We start from the raw sequence: 19382 nt of genomic DNA, 5'->3' as shown, positions 1-19382 counted from the left end.
CTCACATCCTGAACAGGCCGAAGGTGGTGTCCGGCAGCTGCCCGGCGCAGGCGTCCAGCGCCAGGCCGAGCACGCGGCGGGTGTCGGCCGGGGCGATGACCCCGTCGTCCCACAGCCGGGCGGTGGAGTACCAGGGGCTGCCCTGGGTTTCGTACTGCTCGCGGATCGGCGCCTTGAAGGCCTCCTCGTCCTGTGCGGGCCAGTCCTGCCCGGCGGCTTCCAGCCCGTCGCGCTTGACGGTTGCCAGCACGCTGGAGGCCTGCGCCCCGCCCATCACGGAGATGCGCGCGGCCGGCCACATCCACAGGAAGCGCGGGGAGTAGGCCCGCCCGCACATGGAGTAGTTGCCGGCCCCGAAGGAGCCGCCGATGACCACGGTGAACTTGGGCACCCGGGCGGTGGCCACCGCGGTGACCATCTTCGCCCCGTGCTTGGCGATGCCGTCCGCCTCGTAGTCGCGGCCCACCATGAAGCCTGCGAGGTTCTGCAGGAACACCAGCGGGATGCCGCGCTGGTCGCACAGCTGGATGAAGTGCGCGCCCTTGAGCGCCGACTCGGAGAACAGCACCCCGTTGTTCGCGATGATGCCCACGCGGTGCCCGTACAGGGTCGCGAACCCGGTGACCAGGGTGGTGCCGTACTCGGCCTTGAACTCGTGGAACCCGCTGCCGTCCACCAGCCGGGCGATCACCTCGCGCACCTCGTAGGGGGTGTTGACGTCCACCGGGACGATGCCTGACAGCTCGGCGGCGTCGTAGAGCGGCTCGGTGTACACGGCGCTCCGGGGCTCCGGCTCGGGCAGGGTGCAGATGATGTCGCGCAGGATCTGCAGCGCGTGCTCGTCGTTGTCCGCCAGGTGGTCCACCACCCCGGAGGTCTTGGCGTGCAGCTCGCCGCCGCCGAGCTCCTGTGCGGTGACCACCTCGCCGATCGCGGCCTTCACCAGCGGCGGGCCGCCCAGGAAGATGGTGCCCTGGTTGCGCACGATCACCGTCTCGTCGCTCATCGCCGGCACGTAGGCGCCGCCGGCGGTGCAGGAGCCGAGCACCGCCGCCAGCTGCGGGATCTTGGACGCGGAGAGGTTCGCCTGGTTGTAGAAGATGCGCCCGAAGTGCTCGCGGTCCGGGAACACCTCGTCCTGCATCGGCAGGAAGGCGCCGCCCGAATCCACCAGGTACACGCAGGGCAGCCTGTTCTCCAGCGCGATCTCCTGCGCGCGCAGGTGCTTCTTCACGGTCATCGGGAAGTAGGTGCCGCCCTTGACGGTGGGGTCGTTCGCCACCACCATCACGTGCCGGCCGTGCACCAGCCCGATGCCGGCGATCATTCCCGCGCCCGGGCTGGCCCCGTCGTACATGTCCTCCGCGGCCAGCGGCGCGACCTCCAGGAAGGGCGAGCCGTCATCCAGCAGCCGGTCCACCCGGTCGCGGGGCAGCAGCTTGCCGCGCTGAACGTGACGCGCCCGGGACTTTTCCGAGCCGCCGCGCGCGGCCCGTGCCAGGCGCTCATGGAGCTCGTCGACCAGCGGCTTGTACTCGCCGCGGCGGCGGGCGAAATCCTCGGAATCCGCGTCAACGTGCGTGGGCAGGGTCTTCATCGTGCTCCTTCGGGGTCGTGCGGTTCGCTGTCCAGCCGGGCGGGAACCGGCAGCTCTTCAGGGACGGCCGGGTCGGCCGCCAGGATGCGCAGGGCCATCTGGATGAAGTTCAGCTGCACCTGGGCCAGGGCCAGCCGCCCGCCGGGGCGGTACCAGTGCGCCACGCCGGTGCCCATCTCCATGATGGCCAGCCGGGCCATGCCCGCATCCGGGGCGTGGAACAGGCCCGCGCGCTCGCCGTCGGCCAGCGCGTCGGTGAACAGCTGCTCGTATTCGTCGCGCAGGGCCTGCATGGCAGCGCGGTGCTCGCCGGACAGCGAACGCATCTCGTATTCGGCCACGCGCGCAGTCTGCGGGTTGGTGGCAGTGAAGCCGACGTGGAAGGCGACCAGTGCGGCCAGCCGTTGCGCGGGGTCGGCGTCCTCGATGGCGTCCTGCGCGCCGTCGATCATCGCGTCCAGGCAGTTGCGGATCACGCCCAGCAGCAGCTCCTGCTTGCCGCCGACGTAGTGGTAGAGGGTCGCCGAATTCAGCCCGACCGCGGCGCCCAGCTCCCGGATCCCGGTGGCCGCGAACCCCTGCCGCGCAAAGCAGGACACCGCCGCCTTGTGGATCTGTCCCAGTTGCATGCCGCTCCCAATCGATCGATTGACCCCCAGTACACCGCACGTCGCCACGTGATGTCAATCACTTGATTGGGTTTTGCTGTTGAAGCGACGATTCTTGACAGCGAATATGCTGGAGCCCATGGAACAACGTTGCGGTGGCCGTACCGCGGCTGGCTTCGAGAGGGCGAATGAACCGGATCGACGTGCGGTGGAACGTGCGCGAACAATGCGCAGAACTCGTGGTCGACGGGCGCAGCCTGGAGGAGATCGTCGACCCGGAGCGCGCCTGGGGGTGTCGCCCTTTGCCCGGAGATTTCTGCGCAGGCCGCTGAAGGAGACGCTTGCGACCTACCGCGCGGACTTCAGTCGTCGTGATGACCGGATGAGCGGGAGCGAAATCGAACTCCACGTCTGCTGCGCCTGCGGCGATCTGGGATGCGGTAATCTGGCGGTCGATCTGGACCTCGGCCCGGAGCAAGTGACATGGTCGCGGCCGCACTGGGCGGCTGATGACGACGAGCCCGAGGAACCAGAGGAGTCTGTGCCCGGGGATCCGCTGGAACTCATGCCGCAGGAGCTGGTCTTCGCGCGCGCCGAGTACGATCGGGCACTGGCGAAGATCGAGGCCTATCTGTCACGGCCCGGGTGGCGCCAGGTACCCAAGGCCGACCCGGAAAACATCGTGCTGCGCCGAATTGTTGCCTGGGTTTCCGGCCGCGAAGGGCGTCGCTGGCAGGAATAGCGCGAAGGGCGCCGGAACCCTCGAGGTCCCGGCGCCCTGTCAGTCGCTTAGCCGCGCAGCCACGCGGTGGTGGCAGCCGGCAGCCTGCCGTCCACCAGCTCCCCGCTAGCCAGCAAGGGCGCGGAGGGCAGTTCCTGCGGCTCGGCGCTGAAGTTGGTGATGCAGGTCCAGCCGTTCGGGCGGCTGAATGCCAGCACCCCCGGTGCGGAGGGCAGCCAGGCCAGCGATTCGCCGCTTTGCAGCTCGCGGCGCAGCGCCAGTGCGGAACGGTAGAGCTCCAGGGTGCTGCCGGGCACCCCGTCTTGGGCGGCGACCGACAGGCCTGCGAACACGGCCGGTTGCGGCAGGTGCGTCCCGCCGCCGCCAAAGCCCAGCGAGCTTCCGGTAGTTGCCCATGGCAGCGGTACGCGGCAGCCGTCGCGCCCCAGATCCACGTCGCGGTTGCGGAAGAAGGTGGGATCCTGGCGCTGCTCGTCGGCGATCTCGTGCACCTCCGGCAGGCCGAGCTCCTCGCCCTGGTAGAGGTAGGCGCTGCCGGGCAAAGCCAGCTGCAGCAAGGTGGCGGCGCGGGCGCGGCGCAGGCCCAGCGCGGTGTCCGCCACCGAGGCATCGGCGCCCCGGAACAGCCACTTGCGGGCGGCCTCCGGATCGCCGGCGGGTTCCAGTGCGTAGCGGGTGGCATGGCGGACCACGTCGTGGTTCGAATAAACCCAGGTGGTGGAGGACCCTGCAGCCGCGGCCTGGTCGAGGTTGAAGGTGATGATGTTCTTGAAGGCCTCGGGGAGGAAATCGGCCTGCAGCAGGTCGAAGTTGAACGCCTGGCCCAGTGAGGTGGAGCGGGCATAGGCCGGGCGGCGTTCCGCGTCGGTCCAGGCCTCGGCCACGGCGATGCGCGGTGGGGTGTACTCGTTGAACAGCGCGCGCCATTCGGCGTAGATCTCGTGCACCTCGTCGCGATCCCAGATCGGGTGGCTTCCGTCCCACGGCATGGCGTCCAGTTGCGCCTTGGTGGGCAGGTCGCGCTCGGCGATGTCCTTGGTCAGCGCGTGGGCGACGTCCACGCGGAAGCCGTCCACCCCGCGGTCCGACCAGAAGCGCAGCGTGGTGAGGAAGTCCTCCCGGACCTCAGGGTTCGCCCAGTTGAAGTCCGGCTGTTCGGGGGCGAACAGGTGCAGGTACCACTGACCGTCGCCCACCGGTGCCCACGACGGGCCGCCGAAGACCGATTCCCAGTCCGCTGGCGGCAGTTCCCCGTTGGCCCCCAGCCCGTCGCGGAAGATGTAGCGTTCTCGTTCCGGCGAGCCCTTGGGGGAGGCCAGCGCGGCCTGGAACCACTTGTGGCGGTTGGAGGAGTGGTTCGGCACGATGTCCACGATCACCTTGATGCCGGCTTGGTGCAGGGCGGCGGCCATCGCGTCGAAGTCCTCCAAGGTGCCCAGCCGCGGGTCGACGTTGCGGTAGTCGTCCACGTCGTAGCCGCCGTCGGCCAGTGCCGAGGGGTAGAAGGGGGAGAGCCAGACCGCGTCGATGCCCAGCTCCTTGAGGTAGGGCACGCGCGAGGTGATGCCAGGCAGGTCGCCCAGGGAATCGGCGTTGGAGTCCGCGAAGCTGCGCGGGTAGATCTGGTAGACGGCGGCCTGGCGCCACCAACTGGCGTCGATGGCGGAGTGCTTTTCGGTTTCCTGCATGGTCATGGGTTTTCCTTTACTTGATGGCGCCCTGGGTCAGGCCTGACATGACCCAGCGCTGGGTGAAGAGGTAGGCGATGATGCTCGGAGCCATCGCCAGCAGGTAGGAGGCGAACGAGACGTGGTAGTTGTTGGAGAACTGGGTCTGGAATAGCTGCTGGACCACCGGCAGGGTCTGGTTGGCCTGTTCCGCGATGATCAGCGAGGGCATCATGAAGTCGTTCCAGGAGCCTAGGAAGGCGAAGATCGCGACGGTCGCGCTCATCGGGGCGATCAGCGGGAAGATGATGCGCCAGAACGCGGTCCAGGTGCTGGCCCCGTCCATGCGGGCGCTTTCCTCCAGCTCGGCGGGCAGCCCGCGCATGAATGCGGTGAACAGCAGCACGTTGAAGGACAGCCCGAACATCACGTGCAGGATCGCCACGCCGAAGGGGTTGTCCAGCCCGGCCAGGCCGGTGAGCTTGACCTGGGACAGGGCCAGCACCGGGAAGGGCAGGAACATTGCGCCGAGCAGGTAGTAGAAGCTGTAGCGGTAGAACTTGCGGTTCCAGTTGCGGTGGATCGCGTAGGAGGCCATGGAGGCCACCAGCACCCCGCCGCAGACGGAGATCAGCGTGATGAACAAGGAAATGGTGAATGCCCGCGGGAAGTTCACCAGCTCCCAGGCCGCGGTGAAGCCCTCCACGGAGAACGGGTCGGGCCAGGAGAAGGCTTTGCCGTCCACTGCCTGCCCGGCGGACTTGAACGCCATGGAGACGGTGACGAACAGCGGCATCAACACACTGAAGGCGCAGGCGGCCAGTATGGCGGTGGCTGGCCAGTTGGTCTTCTCGCGGCCGATGCGGGCGCGGGAGGGACGGGTCAACCGCTGTTGCAGGGTACTCACTTGGACTCCTTGGAGGTCAGGCGCAGCTGGATGAGCGCGATCAGCAGCGAGATGAGGAAGAAGACGGTGGCGTTGGCCATTTGGTAGGCGTAGTCGCCGCGTTCGAACCCGGTGAAGATCGTCATCGCGATGGAGCGGGTGGCAACACCCGGGCCGCCATTGGTCAGGCCGACGATGATGTCATACGCGGCGAGGAAGTTCTTGAACCCCAGGATCATGTTGATGCCGATATACCCGGCCATTAACGGCAAGGTGACGTGGCGCAGCTGGCCCACGGCACCGGCGCCGTCCAGCGCGGAGGCCTCGTAGAGGTCGTAGGGGATCGCCATGAGCCCGGCGATGTATATCAGCATGGCCGAGGGGATCGCCTGCCAAGCGGTGACGATGACGATCGAGATCCATGCCAGATCCGGGTTGGCCAGGATCGAGCTGCCCAGCGTTTCCAGTCCCATCGCCTGGCCGGCGGCGGGCAGCGTGTTGGAGAACAGGAAGTTGAACACGTAGGCGATTACGATGCCGGAGATCACCATGGGCATGACGAACACGGTGCGCAGCACCACTCGGGCGCGGATCTGCGCGGTCAGCCCTAGTGCCAGTAGGAAGGCCAGGGCGTTGGTCAACAGCACCGTGATCAGCGAGAAGCCGATGGTGAAGGCGTAAGCGCCGAGCACAGCGGGATCCGTGACCAGAGCCGCGTAGTTGCGCAGCCCCACCATCTCGAACTCGCCGAAGCCCACCGAATCGGTGAAGCTGAAGAAGATGCCCATGATCGCCGGCACGGTAATCGCCAGCGTGAAGCAGGCCAGAGCGGGCAGCAGGAACAGCAGGTGCATGCTGGGCCGGCGTCGCGGACGGGCCGGGCGGGGCGCTGCGGCCGGAGGCGCGCTGACCGTGGATTCAATTAGTGCCATGGTGCGTTCCTAACTGCGTCGGGCCAGCCGGGCCCAGTCGGCGTCGAGGGTGGCCAGGGTCTGGTGCACGTTGCCGCCGGTGGCCACCGACTGCATGTAGTTCTCGAAGGGGATGGTGCGCGGGATGGCGGTGGACACGCCCTGGTAGATGCGGCCGGCATCAATGTACGGTTGCATCTGTGCCAGGCGCTCGTCGGTAGCCGGCGGGGAGTCGCTGCGCACCCCGAAGCCCAGGGCAAGCTCGTTGTAGGCGTTCTGGATTTCGGGCTGGCACAGGAACTCCAACAGGGCCCGGGCCTCCTGCTGGTGCTCGGACTGCTCCGGGATCCATAGGGCCAAATCGATGTTGGCGCGGACCTTCAGGTCCGCCGGGTCCTCGGTCATCGGCAGCGGGAACGTGCCGATGGACGCGTCCGGGTTGCTCTTGGCGATTTCCGGCAGCGCCCAGGGGCCCTGTAGGTACATCGCTGCCTTGCCCTGGGCGAAGGCGAGGTTGCCATCGCCGTAACCGCGGCTGGTCGCATCCTCGTTGGAGTATCGGGCCAACTGCTGCATCCGGGTGAGCGGTTCGGCGAAGAAGGCGGAAAAGGAGAGCTCTGAGCCCGGGGTGAAATCCGCCCCGGCCTCGCGCAACGCGGCGAACAACGCACCGATGTCCACCGCGCCACCCAGCGAATAGTCGGCCAAGCCCTGGCTGGCGGTCCACGCGTCCTTAAAGGTGGAATAGATCGGGGTGATGCCCAGGTCCTTGAGCTGCTCGCACAGCTCGACGAGCTCCGAGTACCGTTGTGGGATCGGCAGATTGTGCTGCGCGAAGATCTCCTTGTTGTAGAGCACCGCGGCGCCCATCATCGAATACGGCAGCACCGAGGTGCGACCCGGGTAGTCCGGGTACAGGGCCAGCAACTCCGCGATGAACGGCGCGTTCATCTTCACCTGCGGCAGGTCAGACAGGTCGCTGAGCGCGCCGCGCTCCTGGAAGCGGGCCATCTCGAAGTTGTAGTTCAGACAGCCCAGATCCGGCGGATCCTGGCGGGCGAACGCCGCCGAGAGCCCCGCGGTGACTTCGTGGACCGCGGTGATCGAGTCCTGAGAGGTGTTGAACTGCTCCAGCAGCGTGCGGAAGTGCGTGACGACCTCCGGCTTGGACTGGTTGAAGCGGATGGTGGAGCGCGCTTGGGCCGGACTGCACCCGGGTAATCCGGCCAGCGCCACGGTGCTGGCCAGCGCGCCGAGGAAGGTGCGGCGGCCGAAATGCCTTGGTATGCTCATGGGCTCCTCCGGGTGGGGTGATGTGGTTCACATGCTGATCGGATATAAATTTAGCATCTAAATAAAGTCGAGTCTATACTCGAGATTGTGAATTCCAGCGATGCACCAATAGCCCAGCAACCCGGCGCCCACCAGCTGCGCCGGAGCAACTCGCGAAAGATCCTGCATGCCGCTTGGGACCAGGGTCCGGTAACCGCCAGCGAGCTGATTGAAGCCACCGGGCTCACCCGCGCCACCGTGCTGAACCAGGCCAAGGAGCTCGTCGCCGCCGGATGGCTGCGCGAAGCCGCCGACACCCGCAGTGCTGGCGAGTACTCCAAGGGACGCCCTGCCCTGCGCTATGAACTGGACGACAGTTCTGGGCTGATCGCCGGCCTGGACGCCGGCCAGCATCGCATCACCCTGGCCCTGGCCGACCTCACCGGCGCTGAACTGCTGCGCGAGGAGGTCCGCACCGATCCGGAGGCCGGCGCCGAACAACGCATCACAGCGGTCATCGGGTTGCTGCAGCGCACCCTGGGCAGTCTGGGAGTGCAGCGCTTCGCCGCCCTGGTCATCGCCGTGCCCGCCCCCGTGGACTCCGCTGGGCGCTCGCCGGAACACCCTGAAGGCTTCTGGCAGCGGATGAACCCGAATTGGATTACAGCGCTGGAGCCCTACGCCCAGCTGCTGGCGGTGGACAACGACGCGAACCTGGCCGCGGTCGCGGAAATGCGCGCCGGCGCCAGTGGCTCCTTCGCTGCGCTGATGGTCGGAGAACGCTTGGGCGCGGGCATTGTCGTGGACGGCGCCCTGCTGCGCGGAGGCCAGGGTTTTGCCGGGGAAATGCGCGCGCTGTCCTACGTCAGTGGGGTCGGCAACGCGCTGGGCCTGGGATACCTGGCCCGCAAGGAAGCACGGGAGGCACTGGAAAATGGGCGCGTGAGCACCCTGCGCCGCGAGGGCCTGGACGCGCGGCAGGTTTTCCGCGTGGCCGCTGCAGGGGACTTGCTGGCCGGGGAAATCCTGGAGTCACTGGGCGAACGGCTGGCCCGGATCGCTGCGGTGACCGCCGGATTCCTGGGGCTGGAAAGGATCGTTTTGTGCGGGGCCATGGCCGAATACCTGGACCCGGTGCTGTGCATCGCGCACCGCGAGCTGGCCAAGGATCCCGAGCTGGCCGCTGTGCAGCTGGCGGCCTCCAGTCTGGGCGCGGATGTCGCCCTCAAGGGCGCGCTGGCCAACGCCCTGGACCTGGTGCGTCGCGCCGCCCCCTTTGCCAAGTGAACGCACCGGCCGCGCCCACCCGTGAGAACCGCCGTGCCCGCGGGGCCGTCGCCGCGCTGTTTTTGACCAACGGGGCATTGTTCGCCAACATGGCGCCGCGGCTGCCCGAGTTCAAGGCGCAGCTGGGGCTGGACGCCGGGGCCTACGGACTGCTGGTCGCCGCCTGGCCGACCGGGGCGATCATCGCCGGGCTGGCCGCCGGGTCGCTGATCCGGAGGTTCGGATCGGCCGCGGTCGCGGTGTTCGGCACGCTGGCCACCGGGCTGGCGGTGCTGGGCGCAGGCTCGGCAGGAAGCCTGGTCCTGGTGGCGGCGGCCTTCGTCGTCGGCGGGGCCATGGACGCGATCACCGACGTCGCGCAGAACGCGCACGGCCTGCAGGTACAGCGGCGCTACGGCCGACCGATCCTGAACTCCTTCCACGCGCTGTGGTCCGTCGGCGCGGTGCTCGGCGGCCTGATGGCGGCCGGAGCCATGGCGCTGGGCCTGCCGCTGGCCGCGCACTTCACGATTTCCGCGCTGCTTTTCGCCGCCGTGGCGCTGACCGCGTTCAAGTTCTGCCTGCCGGCGCGCGGGCCCGTCGAACCGGTCGGGGAGCAGGCCGCCGACGCCGGGCCGGTGCGGGTCTTCACCCGCGCCCGCATCGTGGTGGCGATCGCGGCGCTGGTGCTGATCGCCTCGGCCGGGATCATGGTGGAGGACGCGGGCAACTCGTGGGCCACGCTGTACCTAGGGTCCCTGGGCGCGCCGTCCGCGCTGGCCGCCGCGGGCTATATCGCGCTGGTCGGGGCCCAATTCATCGGCCGCATCCTGGGTGATGGTCTGGTGCACCGCTTCGGCCAGCGGCTCGTCGCGCAGCTCGGTGCGGTGCTGGTGGCCGGCGGCATGGGCCTGGCGCTGGCCTTCCCGAGTATCCCCGGAAGCCTGCTGGGTTTCGCTGCCGCCGGATTCGGGGTGGCCATGCTGGTGCCGGCGGCCATGGAGCAGGCCGACAAGATCCCGGGCCTGGCCCCGGGCACGGGCCTGAGCGTGGTCTCCTGGCTGATGCGCCTGGGTTTCCTGCTCTCCCCGCCGCTGGTGGGCTTCATCGCGCAGGCCTTCTCGCTGCGCGCTGGCCTGCTGGTGGTGCCGGCCGCCGGGGTGATCGTGCTCTTGTGCTCGCCGGTGCTGAATGCGCGCCGATCGAAGGGCCGACGGTAGTGGCAGATACCGTTGGCTGTTGTGGCAACATGACTTGAAGTATGTGACCTGGACTCACGGACGAAGCGACTCGAGGCGTTGGGTAAATCGGTAAGGGTCTCGTCATGGTGTAAGCCCTCGATGCTTTGATACTGGTCCATGCTCAGTTCACGCACCTGTGCAAGGAACCCGACAAGGTGACGTCGTGTATCTTCGGTGCTCGGGTATAGGGAAATATAGTGAAGTATAGTGAAAAGTTATACATGTATATATTTTCTTATACTAGGGATGTGAATGATGGAAGCGGAGCTCAATCCTTATCATCCGGGCGCGGGGATGGTGCCTAGGGTTTTGGCTGGTCGCAGCGGTGACATCGATGCTTTTGACGCTCTCATCGCACGAGCAAAACGTTTCTCACCCGTACGTCCCATTATTTTCAGTGGGTTGCGCGGCGTTGGCAAGACGGTCCTGCTTAATCGAGTTCGAAGTCTCGCTGAGCATCACCGTTTTCATGTTGTTCAATTCGAGGCTAGGCCTGGCGATGCAGGTGGCAAGGCTGCACGCAGGGAATTGACCGCAGGCTTTGTGAAAATCTCCGCACGCTTTCGCTCTCAGATATCGAAAGACTTAGTCAAACGCATGCTTGGAACCGTTTCTTCGTTTTCCGTGAGCCTTGGCATTGAAGGGGTCTCTCTGGGAATTGAACGCGACGTAACGCGTGCGTCAAGCGGATTAATCGATCTTGACCTCCAGGACACCATCGAAGACATTTCGCGTTTGCTTCGAAACGAGCGAAGCGCATTGATGATCTTCATTGATGAGATGCAAGAGTTGGACAGTGAGCTCTTGGAATCGCTACTCACCGCCCAGCATTTTGCCTTGCAAAGAGAGCTTCCGTTCTATGTCATAGGCGCTGGACTTCCTAACCTGCCAACAAAGCTGACTGATTCAAGAAGCTATGCCGAAAGGCTCTTCGAATATCGGGGGATTGGAAAGCTCGATGACGCAGCAGCACGAGAATCCTTAGCAGGACCAGCTCGCCAGATGGGGCAAACTTATACCGATGAGGCGCTCGACATATTGGTAGCCGAAGCAGGGAACTACCCTTATTTCTTGCAAGAATTCGGTAGTGCAATGTGGACGGTGGCAACGGCATCGCCGTTCACATCGCAGAACGCCGAAGCTGCTACTGCTCTAGGTCGGGCGAAACTTGATTCTGGTTTCTTTCCTGCTCGTTGGGAACGGGCAACCCCGGCGGAACGAGACTATATGAAGGCAATGGCCTTGGATGGTGACGCAGGTTCACGGAGCTCCGACGTTGCCAGCCGGCTCTCGAAAACCCCGCAAGCGCTGGCGCCAGTCAGGGCTTCGCTAATAACCAAGGGTATTATCTATTCGCCGCAACGAAGCTTCATCGCCTACACCGTTCCGGGGATGGCTAACTTTATTGAACGCTATCGCAGACTCCTCGAGGATTGATCGTCAGTAGTACACCGCCAGCGGTCCCTCCGGCCCGGCGATCACGCGCACCGGGGTCTCGAATACGTTGGTGAGGATCTCGTCATCCATGATGCGCTCCGGGGTGCCGAACTCGACGACCTTGCCCTGCTTCATGGCGCAGATGTAGTCAGCGTAGTGCCCGGCGAAGTTGATGTCGTGCAGCACGATCACGATGGTGCGGTTCAGCTCCGCGGCGGCGCGCTTGAGGTGGCGCATCATGATGACCGAGTGCTTCATGTCCAGGTTGTTCAGCGGCTCGTCCAGCAGCACGGTGTCGGTGTCCTGTGCCAGCACCATCGCCACGTAGGCGCGCTGGCGCTGCCCGCCGGAAAGCTCGTCCAGGTAGCGGCCTTCCAGCTCGGAGAGGTCCAGGAAGTCGATCGAGCGGGAGATGATCTCCTCGTCCGCCATGGTCAGCCGGCCCTTGGAATGCGGGTAGCGGCCGAAGCCCACCAGCTGGCGGACGGTCAGGCGGGTGACGAAGTGGTTCTCCTGGCGCAGGATCGAGACGATCTTGGCCAGGTCCTTGGAGTTGGTCTTGGAGACGTCGTAGCCGGCGACCTCGATGGACCCCGAGTCGATGCCCAGCAGGCGTCCGACCATGGTCAGCATGGTGGACTTGCCGGCGCCGTTCGGGCCGACCAGTGCGGTGATGCCGCCGGTGGGGATCTGCAAGGTGACCGGGCCGATCGAGACCTCGGATGAGTACTTCTTCTGGACGTCGTTGAGGGTAATCACAGCCGGCCCTTTCGCAGGATGAAGATGAGGAATGTAATGCCGCCGACGGCTTCGATGATGATGCCGACCACGCCCTGGGCGTAGAAGACGTTTTTCATGATGAAGTAGGACCCGGCCAGCACCACGAAGCCGGCCAGGAATGCCATCGGGTAGATGAAGCGGTGGTCGTAGGTGTCGGCCAGCTGGTAGGCCAGGGTCGCGACCAGGAAGCCCAGGAAGGTCAGCGGGCCGACCAGGGCGGTGCTCACAGCCATCAGGATGGAGACGAAGAACAGGGTGACCATGACTTCGCGGCGGTGGTTGATGCCCAGGTTGATGGTGGTTTCCTTGCCCAGGGCCAGGATGTTCAGCTTCTTGGAGCTTGCCACCAGGTAGCCGCCGGCGACGATGAGCAGCGGGATGGCCAGCGGCATGTAGCTCATGTCGGCATTGGTCATGGAGCCGAACAGGCGTGCGGTGAGCACGTCGAACTCGCTCGGGGTGAGCATGCGCTGCATGAATGTCGCCACCGAGCCGAGCCCGGTGCCGATGATGATGCCCACCAGCAGCATGATCTGGATATTGCCCAGCTTCCCGGACAGCAGCCAGCCGTACAGCGCCACGGACAGGGCCACCATGATCGCCACCTGCAGTGCGAACTGGCTGACGCCGGTGAAGAAGGTGATGCCGGCGACGCCGAGGAAGAACACCGCGCCGGTCTGCACCACGCGGTACAGCGCCTCGAAGCCCATGATGGACGGGGTGAGCAGGCGGTTGTTGGTGACGGTCTGGAAGGAGACGGTGGCGATCGCCTGGCAGGCGGCGACCACTGCCATGGTCAGGATGCTTCCGGCGCGCATCTTCGCGATGATCCAGAAACCCTCGGAGCCCACCGGCATGGGGTTGTCCCAGGCCAGCAGCCCCGCGGCGAAGACCAGCGCGAGCGCGATCATGATCCCTAAGGTGATCCAGTAGCGCTTGCGCACCTTGGAGGTGGGCATCGCGCCGGAGGCCCGGGAGGAGTTGTGGCCGGCAAGTGCCGGCAGTGAAATCAGATTAGCCACGTTTGCGCTGCCTTAGAAGCATGATGATGAAGACGACGGCGCCGACCACACCCAGGATCAGCGACACCGGGATCTCGAACGGCATGATGATGGTGCGGCCCACGAGGTCGCACACGGTGGTGATCGCGATGCCCAGCAGGCACACCCACGGCAGGTTGCTGCGCAGGTCGTCGCCGCGCACCATGGACACGAGGTTCGGCACGATCAGCCCCAGGAACGGCAGGTTGCCGATCACCACGGTCACCACGCCGGTGGCCACCGCGATCAGCGCGGTGCCCAGCAGCATGACGTTGCGGTAGTTCAGCCCCACGTTGGTTGCGATCTCCTCGCCCAGGCCCGCCACGGTGAAGCGGTCAGCGACGATGAAGATCGCCACGGCCACGGCGGCCACGATCCACAGCACCTCGTACTGCCCGCGGATCACCGAGGTGAACGAGCCTGCCAGCCAGATGCCCAGGGACTGCAGCTTGTCGGTGGTCAGCGCCAAGAACGTGGAAAACGCCCCGACCACCGAGCCAAGCATGATGCCCACGATGGGCACGGTCAGCGAGGCCTTCAGCGAGACGCGGCGCAGGAAGAGGAAAAAGAGCATGGTGCCGGCGAAGGCGAAGACGATCGCCACTGCCATCTTGGAGAGGATGGAGGCCTGCGGGAAGAGCACCAGCATCACCAGCAAACCCAGGCCCGCCCATTCGGTGGTGCCGGTGGTGGTCGGCTCGACGAACCGGTTCTGCGTCAGCAGCTGCATGACCAGCCCGCTCATCGCCATCGCCGCGCCGGCCAGCACCAGGGCGATGGTGCGCGGGATGCGGGTGATGGCGAACATCTCGGCGCCGTCCTGCGCGCCGAAGACGTCGTACACGCCGGTGAACAGGGAGAACGCCAGGAGGATGAGCACACCGATGATGCCCAGGAGCAGCTGCCAGCTCAAGAGCCTGCCCTTGGTGCGAGGTGTGGACAACGTGGTAGTCATGAAGCCGCCGATGAAAGTGTGGTGGTGGTGCAAAGTGGCGGGACCGTCGCCGGGCCCGCCACTTCTACGCTGTGATGCGCGGTTGGATTACTTCGCCGCTTCCAGGGCGTCGGCGAATTCGTTGAGGAACTCGGTGTAGGTCTGGATGCCTTCGTTGGTGTAGGTGTCCGCCGGCATGACGACGACGTTGCCTTCCTTGGCGGCGGTGACGTTCTTCAGCGCCTCGGAGTTCTCCAGCAGTTCCTTGGCCGGCTTGTAGCCCTCGGCGTCGGCCTCCACGGCTGCGTCGCGGTCCATCAGGATGATCCAGTCCGGGTTGGACTTTGCGATGGCCTCGACCGAGACGTCGTCGCCTTCGTGGTCGGTGGAAGCTTCGTCCAGCTTCAGCGCCGGGGTCAGGCCCAGCACGTCGAACAGCGGGCCGACGGTGCGGCCGGTGCCCGGCGCGGAGTAGCCGAACTCGCCACCGGAGGTGATCAGGCCCATGACGGTGTCTTCAGGGTTGTAGGCGTCGGTGACGCGCTTCTCGGCGGCCTGGAGGTCCGCGACCAGCTTGGCCGCTTCGTCCTGCTTGCCGAAGATCTCGCCCAGCACGGTGGTCTGGCGCTCCAGCTCGGCGTCCAGCGGCTCGCCGTCGCGTGGGTCGAGGTTCACCAAGGTGGCCTTCGGGGCCAGTTCCTTGAGCTTGTCGGCGTGCTGGGTGAAGCGCTGGCCGTTGATGATCAGGTCGGGCTGGACCTCGACGACTGCTTCCAGGTTCGGCTCGCGGTGGCTGCCCAGGTCGACGATCTTCTCGTCCTTGGTGTAGGCGATGGTGTCCGGCATCAGCGCAACGGCGCCAGCCTTCAGCTCCACGCCCCAGTCGGAGAGGGTCTCGAAGGTGCGGTTGTCGGTGGCGACGACGGAGGCCGGCGGAGTGGCGATGTTCTTCTCGCCCTCGTTGTCCGTGATGGTTACGGTCTTGGCTGCGGTGTCGGTGTCGTCGGAAGCGGCCGAGGTGGTCGAACCGCAGGCGGTCAGGGACAGGGCTGCGATGCTCAGCAAGGCTGCTGCGCGAAGCTTCATGGAGGCCATGGTTTCCTTCGTGTCGAAGCAACCGTAAAGGTTGCTGGAACAAGTGATTTAAGTATTAGCTTAGCCTTAGCTGCAGGAAATACGTTAAGCCGTTGTCCTGTTGTGTGGGACACATAAAATAGGCCTGCATTGGCTAACTTCGGGCGAAAACCCCGGTTTTCCGGGCATTAATAGACGCACCTAAGATTCATGGTTGATAATTGCAACCGAAAAAAGTTAGCTATTTGTGACTTGCCGTGGCGACCAATGGGCCGAATTCTGGCTCAGGCCGGCTGAAACGCCATGGAATAAGCTTCTTGGTATGGAAGATTCTCTGAATAAAGTCGCCTGGCCCGTAGCCACCGAACGCCTGACCCTGCGCAGGCTCGAATCCGAGGATCTGGAGGCCACCTGGCGGTATCGCCAGCTTCCGGAAGTGACCCGGTGGATCACCTCCGCTCCCGGAACCCTCGAGGAGTACCGCGTGTATTTCCACGAGGAAGGCCGGGTGGAGCGCGATGTGGCAGTCGAGGTCACCGAGGACGACGGCAGCAAGGTGCTGATCGGCACGGTCATGCTCAAGGTGCATGATGCCTGGGGACAGAGCGAAATCCTTGACCAGACCCGCCACGTCGAAGCGGAGATCGGCTGGAGCTTTGACCCTGCCTACGGAGGCAAGGGCTACGCCACCGAGGCCGTCCGGGCGGTGCTGGAGCTGAGCTTCGGCGCGCTGGGGCTGCGCCGCGTTGTCGCGGAGAGCTTCGCGGCCAACGACCCGTCTTGGAAACTCATGGAACGGGTCGGCATGCGCCGCGAGTCCTACAACCGCCGCAACGGGCTGCACCGCAGCGGCGAGTGGATGGACGGCGTGGTCTACGCGATGCTGGCTGACGAGTGGGGAGAACTGGTCACCGCCTAGGGTAGGTCACCTGGCATTCCGGGCCGATCACCGCGCCCGGGCTGAGTTCGGCTTCCGTAGCCGACTCGACGATATGCAGCACCCTGGCACCGCGGGCCATCAGGTGGTCGGCGATGATGCGCCGGTGGCAGCGCCACCACACAGCCTCGGAGCACATCAGCGCCATGCGCTCGGAGCCTGCCTGCGCCACCAGATCCCGCGTGGCGGCGTCGAATTCCCGTCCCAGCGCATGATCCGCGTAGTTGTGGAAGCTGCGGTTCTCCCACCAGGCATTGGTCTCGAACGGCACCGTTGTGCTCACCGGGCGCCGTCCCTCCAAGGCCGGATCGGCGCGCAGTCCGATGCCGTATTCCGCCAGCGAGGCGCCCAGGGCGTCGGCGTTGAACTGCGGGTATCTGTTCGAGCCGCGAAGCTTGCGCACGTCGATGACCGTCTGCACCTCGTTGGCGCGCAGCAGTTCGATGAACTGCTCGATGCTGCGTGTCGAATGGCCGATGGTCAGGATCGTTGGTTCGGCCATGATCTAGTCGTCGAGCAGCCGAAGCGCCTGGCCCTTGTGCGCCGCGATGTGATCGGTCTTGTCACTCTTGATCTCGTATTGCGGATCCTCCGAGGACGCCCGGTGGGTGTGCCCCTTGTAGTCGAAGTCCCGGTGGTGGACCTTGACGATGCGGCCCGAGACGCGTCCTGCCTCGGAATTCCACGAAACGTGGTCGCCGATCTTGAATGTGCGTGCCATGGGAACCTCCTTGGTGGTTACGGCCATTGAATCAGCCGGGCGCGGAGGCAGCAACCGTTCATGAGGATTGCCCACATGCAGTCCGTACAGGAGCCGGGAGTTCGGCCCGAGGTGCGCCGCGCACCACCAGGCCCATGGAATAGTGGGCCGAATCGCGAGGTTATGCGAAGTGGAGACCAAGCAGGAAGGAAAGTTCATGACCGAATCACGACGAGTAGTCATCATTGGCGGCCACGGCAAGATCGCATTGCTGGCCGCCCCCAAATTGAAGGCCAAGGGGTTCGCGGTGGACGCGCTGATCCGGAACCCGGAACATGCCTCGGATGTCGAGGCCGCATCGGCCAACCCCGTGGTGCTCGACATCGAACGTGCGGGGATGGACGAGCTGGCCGAGGTGTTCAACGGTGCGCAGGCCATCGTCTTTTCGGCAGGCGCTGGCGGAGGCAACCCCCGGCGCACCAACGCCGTAGACTTCGAAGCTGCAACGCGGGCGATCCGCGCGGCCCAGCAAAGCGGCGTAAAGCGATTTGTCATGGTGTCCTACTCGCGCGCCCTGGTCGATGTCGACAACCTCGACCCTGCGCATTCCTTCTACCCTTATGCCCGCGCCAAGCACGATGCGGACCAAGCGTTGCGCGACTCGGATTTGGACTACACGATTCTCGGCCCCGGAACGCTGACCTTGGGTCCGGCGACGGGCAAGGTCGATGTCGCCGACGCGTCGGGCAAGATCGATGGCAGCGACCCGGCCTCGGCCGATACCTCGCGCGAGAACGTAGCCGAGGCGATCGCGCTGGTGATCGGCAAGGGCCTGCTCATTCGCCAGACGGCGAACTTCTTCGACGGGCAGACGCCGATGGAGGAAGCCTGGAGCTAGCGCCCTTGCAGCCAGGTAGAGCTGATAAACTCCTAGGCCTCCTCGCGAAGCCGCAGGAAAACCCTCCGTCCGCTGCTGTGCTTCTCGAATTTTCATGATGAGCGACGAGACACCTTAATAAAAACGAGTCTGGGTGGGCTTTATGCCCACCCAGACTCATTTGGTAATTGCTAGATGCGTTTAGCGCGTCTGAATCTCGGTAGCCTGAGGACCCTTAGGGCCAGCTTCAAGCTTGTATTCAACGGCTTGGCCTTCTTCAAGGTTTTTGAAGCCGAAGCTCTGGATCGCACTGTAGTGTGCGAAAACGTCGGCGGATCCGTCTGAAGGAGCGATAAAGCCAAAGCCCTTTTCCGAGTTGAACCATTTAACAGTGCCAGTAGCCATGTGTATTCCTAAATCTTTGCCAGCGGTGAGACCGGGGTTTAAGCATGTGCCGCCTGGGCAGCACGCAGTAAGTCTGGGATGCATCAAATGATTTTTCATCGAGCCCAAGTGGGCTCTTCGACCAGAACATCGAATTCTGAGTCCGGGTATACAGAAACTTCGATCCAGATGCATGTGTGAGCGGTCGGATAGGTCCTATAGAAACCAGGTGTCCAACCGAATGCCCGACATAAGAAGTCGGGACGAATATTTCAAGAGACGCGACTCGCTCATATGGAAGTTTCTTCCGAGGAGGCGCTTATTAAAAATCCAAAAAAGAGGCGATACAACTTTTGCTTAGCGGCATAGCATCCACGAGTGAGCCTACCATGCTTAGCGCGGTTGACTCATTCAGGTCGGCGGTTAGGCGGATTCGGTGAGCATGCCTGGAGCCATCTTCAGCGTTTCACCTGCTGAACGAATGCTGTTTACGAGAGCCGGTACCCGGAAATCATGGGGCACTCGAACGGGTCGCGGCCCGAAAGCCCGACCTTGTTCAAGTAAGAGATGACCTGGGCGTAGGACTCGCGGACGCTGGCCACGGTGTAGGGGATCCGGTGCTCGGCGCAGTAGCTGCGCACGATCCTTGAAACCCCTGCCAGATTGGCGCGCGGCATCGCGGGGAACAAGTGGTGCTCCACCTGGTAGTTCAACCCGCCGTAGACGTGCGAAAGCACGCTGTTGCCGAAGCTGGAGCGAGCCAACACGTTGCGTCCCGTGAGCACCTGGCGCGAGAAGAAGTCGATGCGGGCGTCCGCGGGCACCAGCGGCATGCCCTTGTGGTTGGGCGCGAACGAGGCGCCCATGTAGATGCCGAAGACAGCCAGCTGCACGCCGAGGAAGGCGAAGGCCATGCCTATCGGCAAGAGGAAGAAGACGGCGCCCAGGTACAGGGCAATGCGCAGGCCGATCGAGATCAGTTCGCGGCGGCGGTGCTTCACCCGCCGGCCGACGAACAGGTACTTGATC

General features: G+C 64.8%; 20 protein-coding genes. 6 read left to right on the top strand and 14 right to left on the bottom strand.

Going from position 1 to position 19382, the window contains the following annotated elements:
• Window position 1: 1 nt before the first annotated feature.
• Both C1H84_RS17135 and C1H84_RS17130 read right to left on the bottom strand, forming a co-directional pair.
• The gene (locus C1H84_RS17135) at window positions 2-1597 is read right to left on the bottom strand and encodes a carboxyl transferase domain-containing protein (protein ID WP_113608104.1); all 1596 of its coding nucleotides are present in this window, start codon (window positions 1595-1597) and stop codon (window positions 2-4) included.
• Window positions 1594-2226, bottom strand: a complete 633-nt coding sequence (locus C1H84_RS17130; RefSeq protein WP_113608103.1) for a TetR/AcrR family transcriptional regulator — start codon at window positions 2224-2226, stop codon at window positions 1594-1596. Before C1H84_RS17130 ends, C1H84_RS17135 begins: the two co-directional genes overlap by 4 nt.
• A gap of 271 nt (window positions 2227-2497) precedes the next feature.
• Between C1H84_RS17130 and C1H84_RS17125 the strand changes: the two genes are divergently transcribed.
• Window positions 2498-2947 (top strand): hypothetical protein, encoded by a 450-nt coding sequence (locus tag C1H84_RS17125; protein ID WP_113608102.1) that lies wholly within the window; start codon window positions 2498-2500, stop codon window positions 2945-2947.
• A 47-nt stretch (window positions 2948-2994) separates the two neighbouring features.
• On the opposite strand, the gene C1H84_RS17120 is transcribed toward C1H84_RS17125, so the two are convergent.
• Genes C1H84_RS17120 through C1H84_RS17105 form a run of 4 tightly spaced genes read right to left on the bottom strand, consistent with a single transcriptional unit; the run spans window position 2995 to window position 7704 of the window.
• The gene (locus C1H84_RS17120; RefSeq protein WP_113608101.1) at window positions 2995-4641 is read right to left on the bottom strand and encodes a glycoside hydrolase family 13 protein; all 1647 of its coding nucleotides are present in this window, start codon (window positions 4639-4641) and stop codon (window positions 2995-2997) included.
• Between the two features lie 10 nt (window positions 4642-4651).
• The gene (locus tag C1H84_RS17115) at window positions 4652-5512 is read right to left on the bottom strand and encodes a carbohydrate ABC transporter permease (protein ID WP_052772596.1); all 861 of its coding nucleotides are present in this window, start codon (window positions 5510-5512) and stop codon (window positions 4652-4654) included.
• 5 nt (window positions 5513-5517) lie between these two features.
• Window positions 5518-6432, bottom strand: a complete 915-nt coding sequence (locus C1H84_RS17110; protein WP_113608100.1) for a carbohydrate ABC transporter permease — start codon at window positions 6430-6432, stop codon at window positions 5518-5520.
• A gap of 9 nt (window positions 6433-6441) precedes the next feature.
• Window positions 6442-7704, bottom strand: a complete 1263-nt coding sequence (locus tag C1H84_RS17105; RefSeq protein ID WP_047120361.1) for an ABC transporter substrate-binding protein — start codon at window positions 7702-7704, stop codon at window positions 6442-6444.
• An 87-nt stretch (window positions 7705-7791) separates the two neighbouring features.
• Here C1H84_RS17105 and C1H84_RS17100 point away from each other — a divergent pair, with 87 nt between their 5' ends.
• The 3 genes from C1H84_RS17100 (at window position 7792) to C1H84_RS17090 (ending at window position 11627) form a co-directional block, all read left to right on the top strand.
• Window positions 7792-8970 carry an ROK family transcriptional regulator gene (locus tag C1H84_RS17100; protein ID WP_113608099.1) on the top strand — a complete coding sequence of 393 codons (1179 nt, stop codon included), beginning with the start codon at window positions 7792-7794 and terminating at the stop codon, window positions 8968-8970.
• Entirely contained in the window at window positions 8967-10169 is a 1203-nt protein-coding gene (locus C1H84_RS17095) for an MFS transporter (RefSeq protein ID WP_244910937.1), read from the top strand. Before C1H84_RS17100 ends, C1H84_RS17095 begins: the two co-directional genes overlap by 4 nt.
• Window positions 10170-10442: 273 nt before the next feature.
• Window positions 10443-11627, top strand: a complete 1185-nt coding sequence (locus C1H84_RS17090; RefSeq protein WP_231735879.1) for an ATP-binding protein — start codon at window positions 10443-10445, stop codon at window positions 11625-11627.
• 3 nt (window positions 11628-11630) lie between these two features.
• On the opposite strand, the gene C1H84_RS17085 is transcribed toward C1H84_RS17090, so the two are convergent.
• The 4 genes from C1H84_RS17085 to C1H84_RS17070 form a co-directional block, all read right to left on the bottom strand.
• Window positions 11631-12386 (bottom strand): iron ABC transporter ATP-binding protein, encoded by a 756-nt coding sequence (locus tag C1H84_RS17085; protein ID WP_113608098.1) that lies wholly within the window; start codon window positions 12384-12386, stop codon window positions 11631-11633.
• Window positions 12383-13366: an iron chelate uptake ABC transporter family permease subunit gene (locus C1H84_RS17080; protein ID WP_113608122.1), complete on the bottom strand. Its 984-nt coding sequence runs from the start codon at window positions 13364-13366 to the stop codon at window positions 12383-12385. The genes C1H84_RS17085 and C1H84_RS17080 overlap by 4 nt, the downstream gene beginning before the upstream one ends.
• Window positions 13367-13421: 55 nt before the next feature.
• The gene (locus C1H84_RS17075) at window positions 13422-14402 is read right to left on the bottom strand and encodes an ABC transporter permease (RefSeq protein ID WP_053799493.1); all 981 of its coding nucleotides are present in this window, start codon (window positions 14400-14402) and stop codon (window positions 13422-13424) included.
• An 87-nt stretch (window positions 14403-14489) separates the two neighbouring features.
• The gene (locus C1H84_RS17070; protein ID WP_113608097.1) at window positions 14490-15476 is read right to left on the bottom strand and encodes a siderophore ABC transporter substrate-binding protein; all 987 of its coding nucleotides are present in this window, start codon (window positions 15474-15476) and stop codon (window positions 14490-14492) included.
• A 301-nt stretch (window positions 15477-15777) separates the two neighbouring features.
• Here C1H84_RS17070 and C1H84_RS17065 point away from each other — a divergent pair, with 301 nt between their 5' ends.
• Window positions 15778-16374 (top strand): GNAT family N-acetyltransferase, encoded by a 597-nt coding sequence (locus C1H84_RS17065; RefSeq protein WP_113608096.1) that lies wholly within the window; start codon window positions 15778-15780, stop codon window positions 16372-16374.
• Here C1H84_RS17065 and C1H84_RS17060 read toward each other — a convergent pair.
• Together C1H84_RS17060 and C1H84_RS17055 are read right to left on the bottom strand one after the other, a co-directional pair.
• A complete protein-coding gene (locus C1H84_RS17060) occupies window positions 16364-16894 on the bottom strand; it encodes a DUF488 domain-containing protein (RefSeq protein WP_047120357.1) in 531 nt (176 codons plus the stop codon). The two genes, C1H84_RS17065 and C1H84_RS17060, sit on opposite strands and share 11 nt — an antisense overlap.
• Window positions 16895-16897: 3 nt before the next feature.
• Window positions 16898-17113: a hypervirulence associated TUDOR domain-containing protein gene (locus C1H84_RS17055; RefSeq protein ID WP_113608121.1), complete on the bottom strand. Its 216-nt coding sequence runs from the start codon at window positions 17111-17113 to the stop codon at window positions 16898-16900.
• A 196-nt stretch (window positions 17114-17309) separates the two neighbouring features.
• Here C1H84_RS17055 and C1H84_RS17050 point away from each other — a divergent pair, with 196 nt between their 5' ends.
• Complete coding sequence (locus C1H84_RS17050) at window positions 17310-17990, top strand: SDR family oxidoreductase (RefSeq protein ID WP_113608120.1); 681 nt, start codon at window positions 17310-17312, stop codon at window positions 17988-17990.
• Window positions 17991-18170: 180 nt separating this feature from the next.
• Here the strand turns inward: C1H84_RS17050 and C1H84_RS17045 are convergent, their stop codons facing one another.
• Window positions 18171-18374, bottom strand: coding sequence for a cold-shock protein (locus tag C1H84_RS17045; RefSeq protein WP_047120355.1), 204 nt, complete (start codon window positions 18372-18374; stop codon window positions 18171-18173).
• Window positions 18375-18841: 467 nt separating this feature from the next.
• The coding region (locus C1H84_RS17040) for a fatty acid desaturase family protein (RefSeq protein WP_181728190.1) at window positions 18842-19382 on the bottom strand (541 nt) is incomplete at its 5' end.

This window comes from Glutamicibacter soli, assembly GCF_003309065.1.
In the GTDB taxonomy this organism is placed as follows: domain Bacteria; phylum Actinomycetota; class Actinomycetes; order Actinomycetales; family Micrococcaceae; genus Glutamicibacter; species Glutamicibacter soli.
The sequence above is the reverse complement of the archived record's forward strand: the minus strand, read 5'-3'. Positions and strand labels throughout refer to the sequence as shown.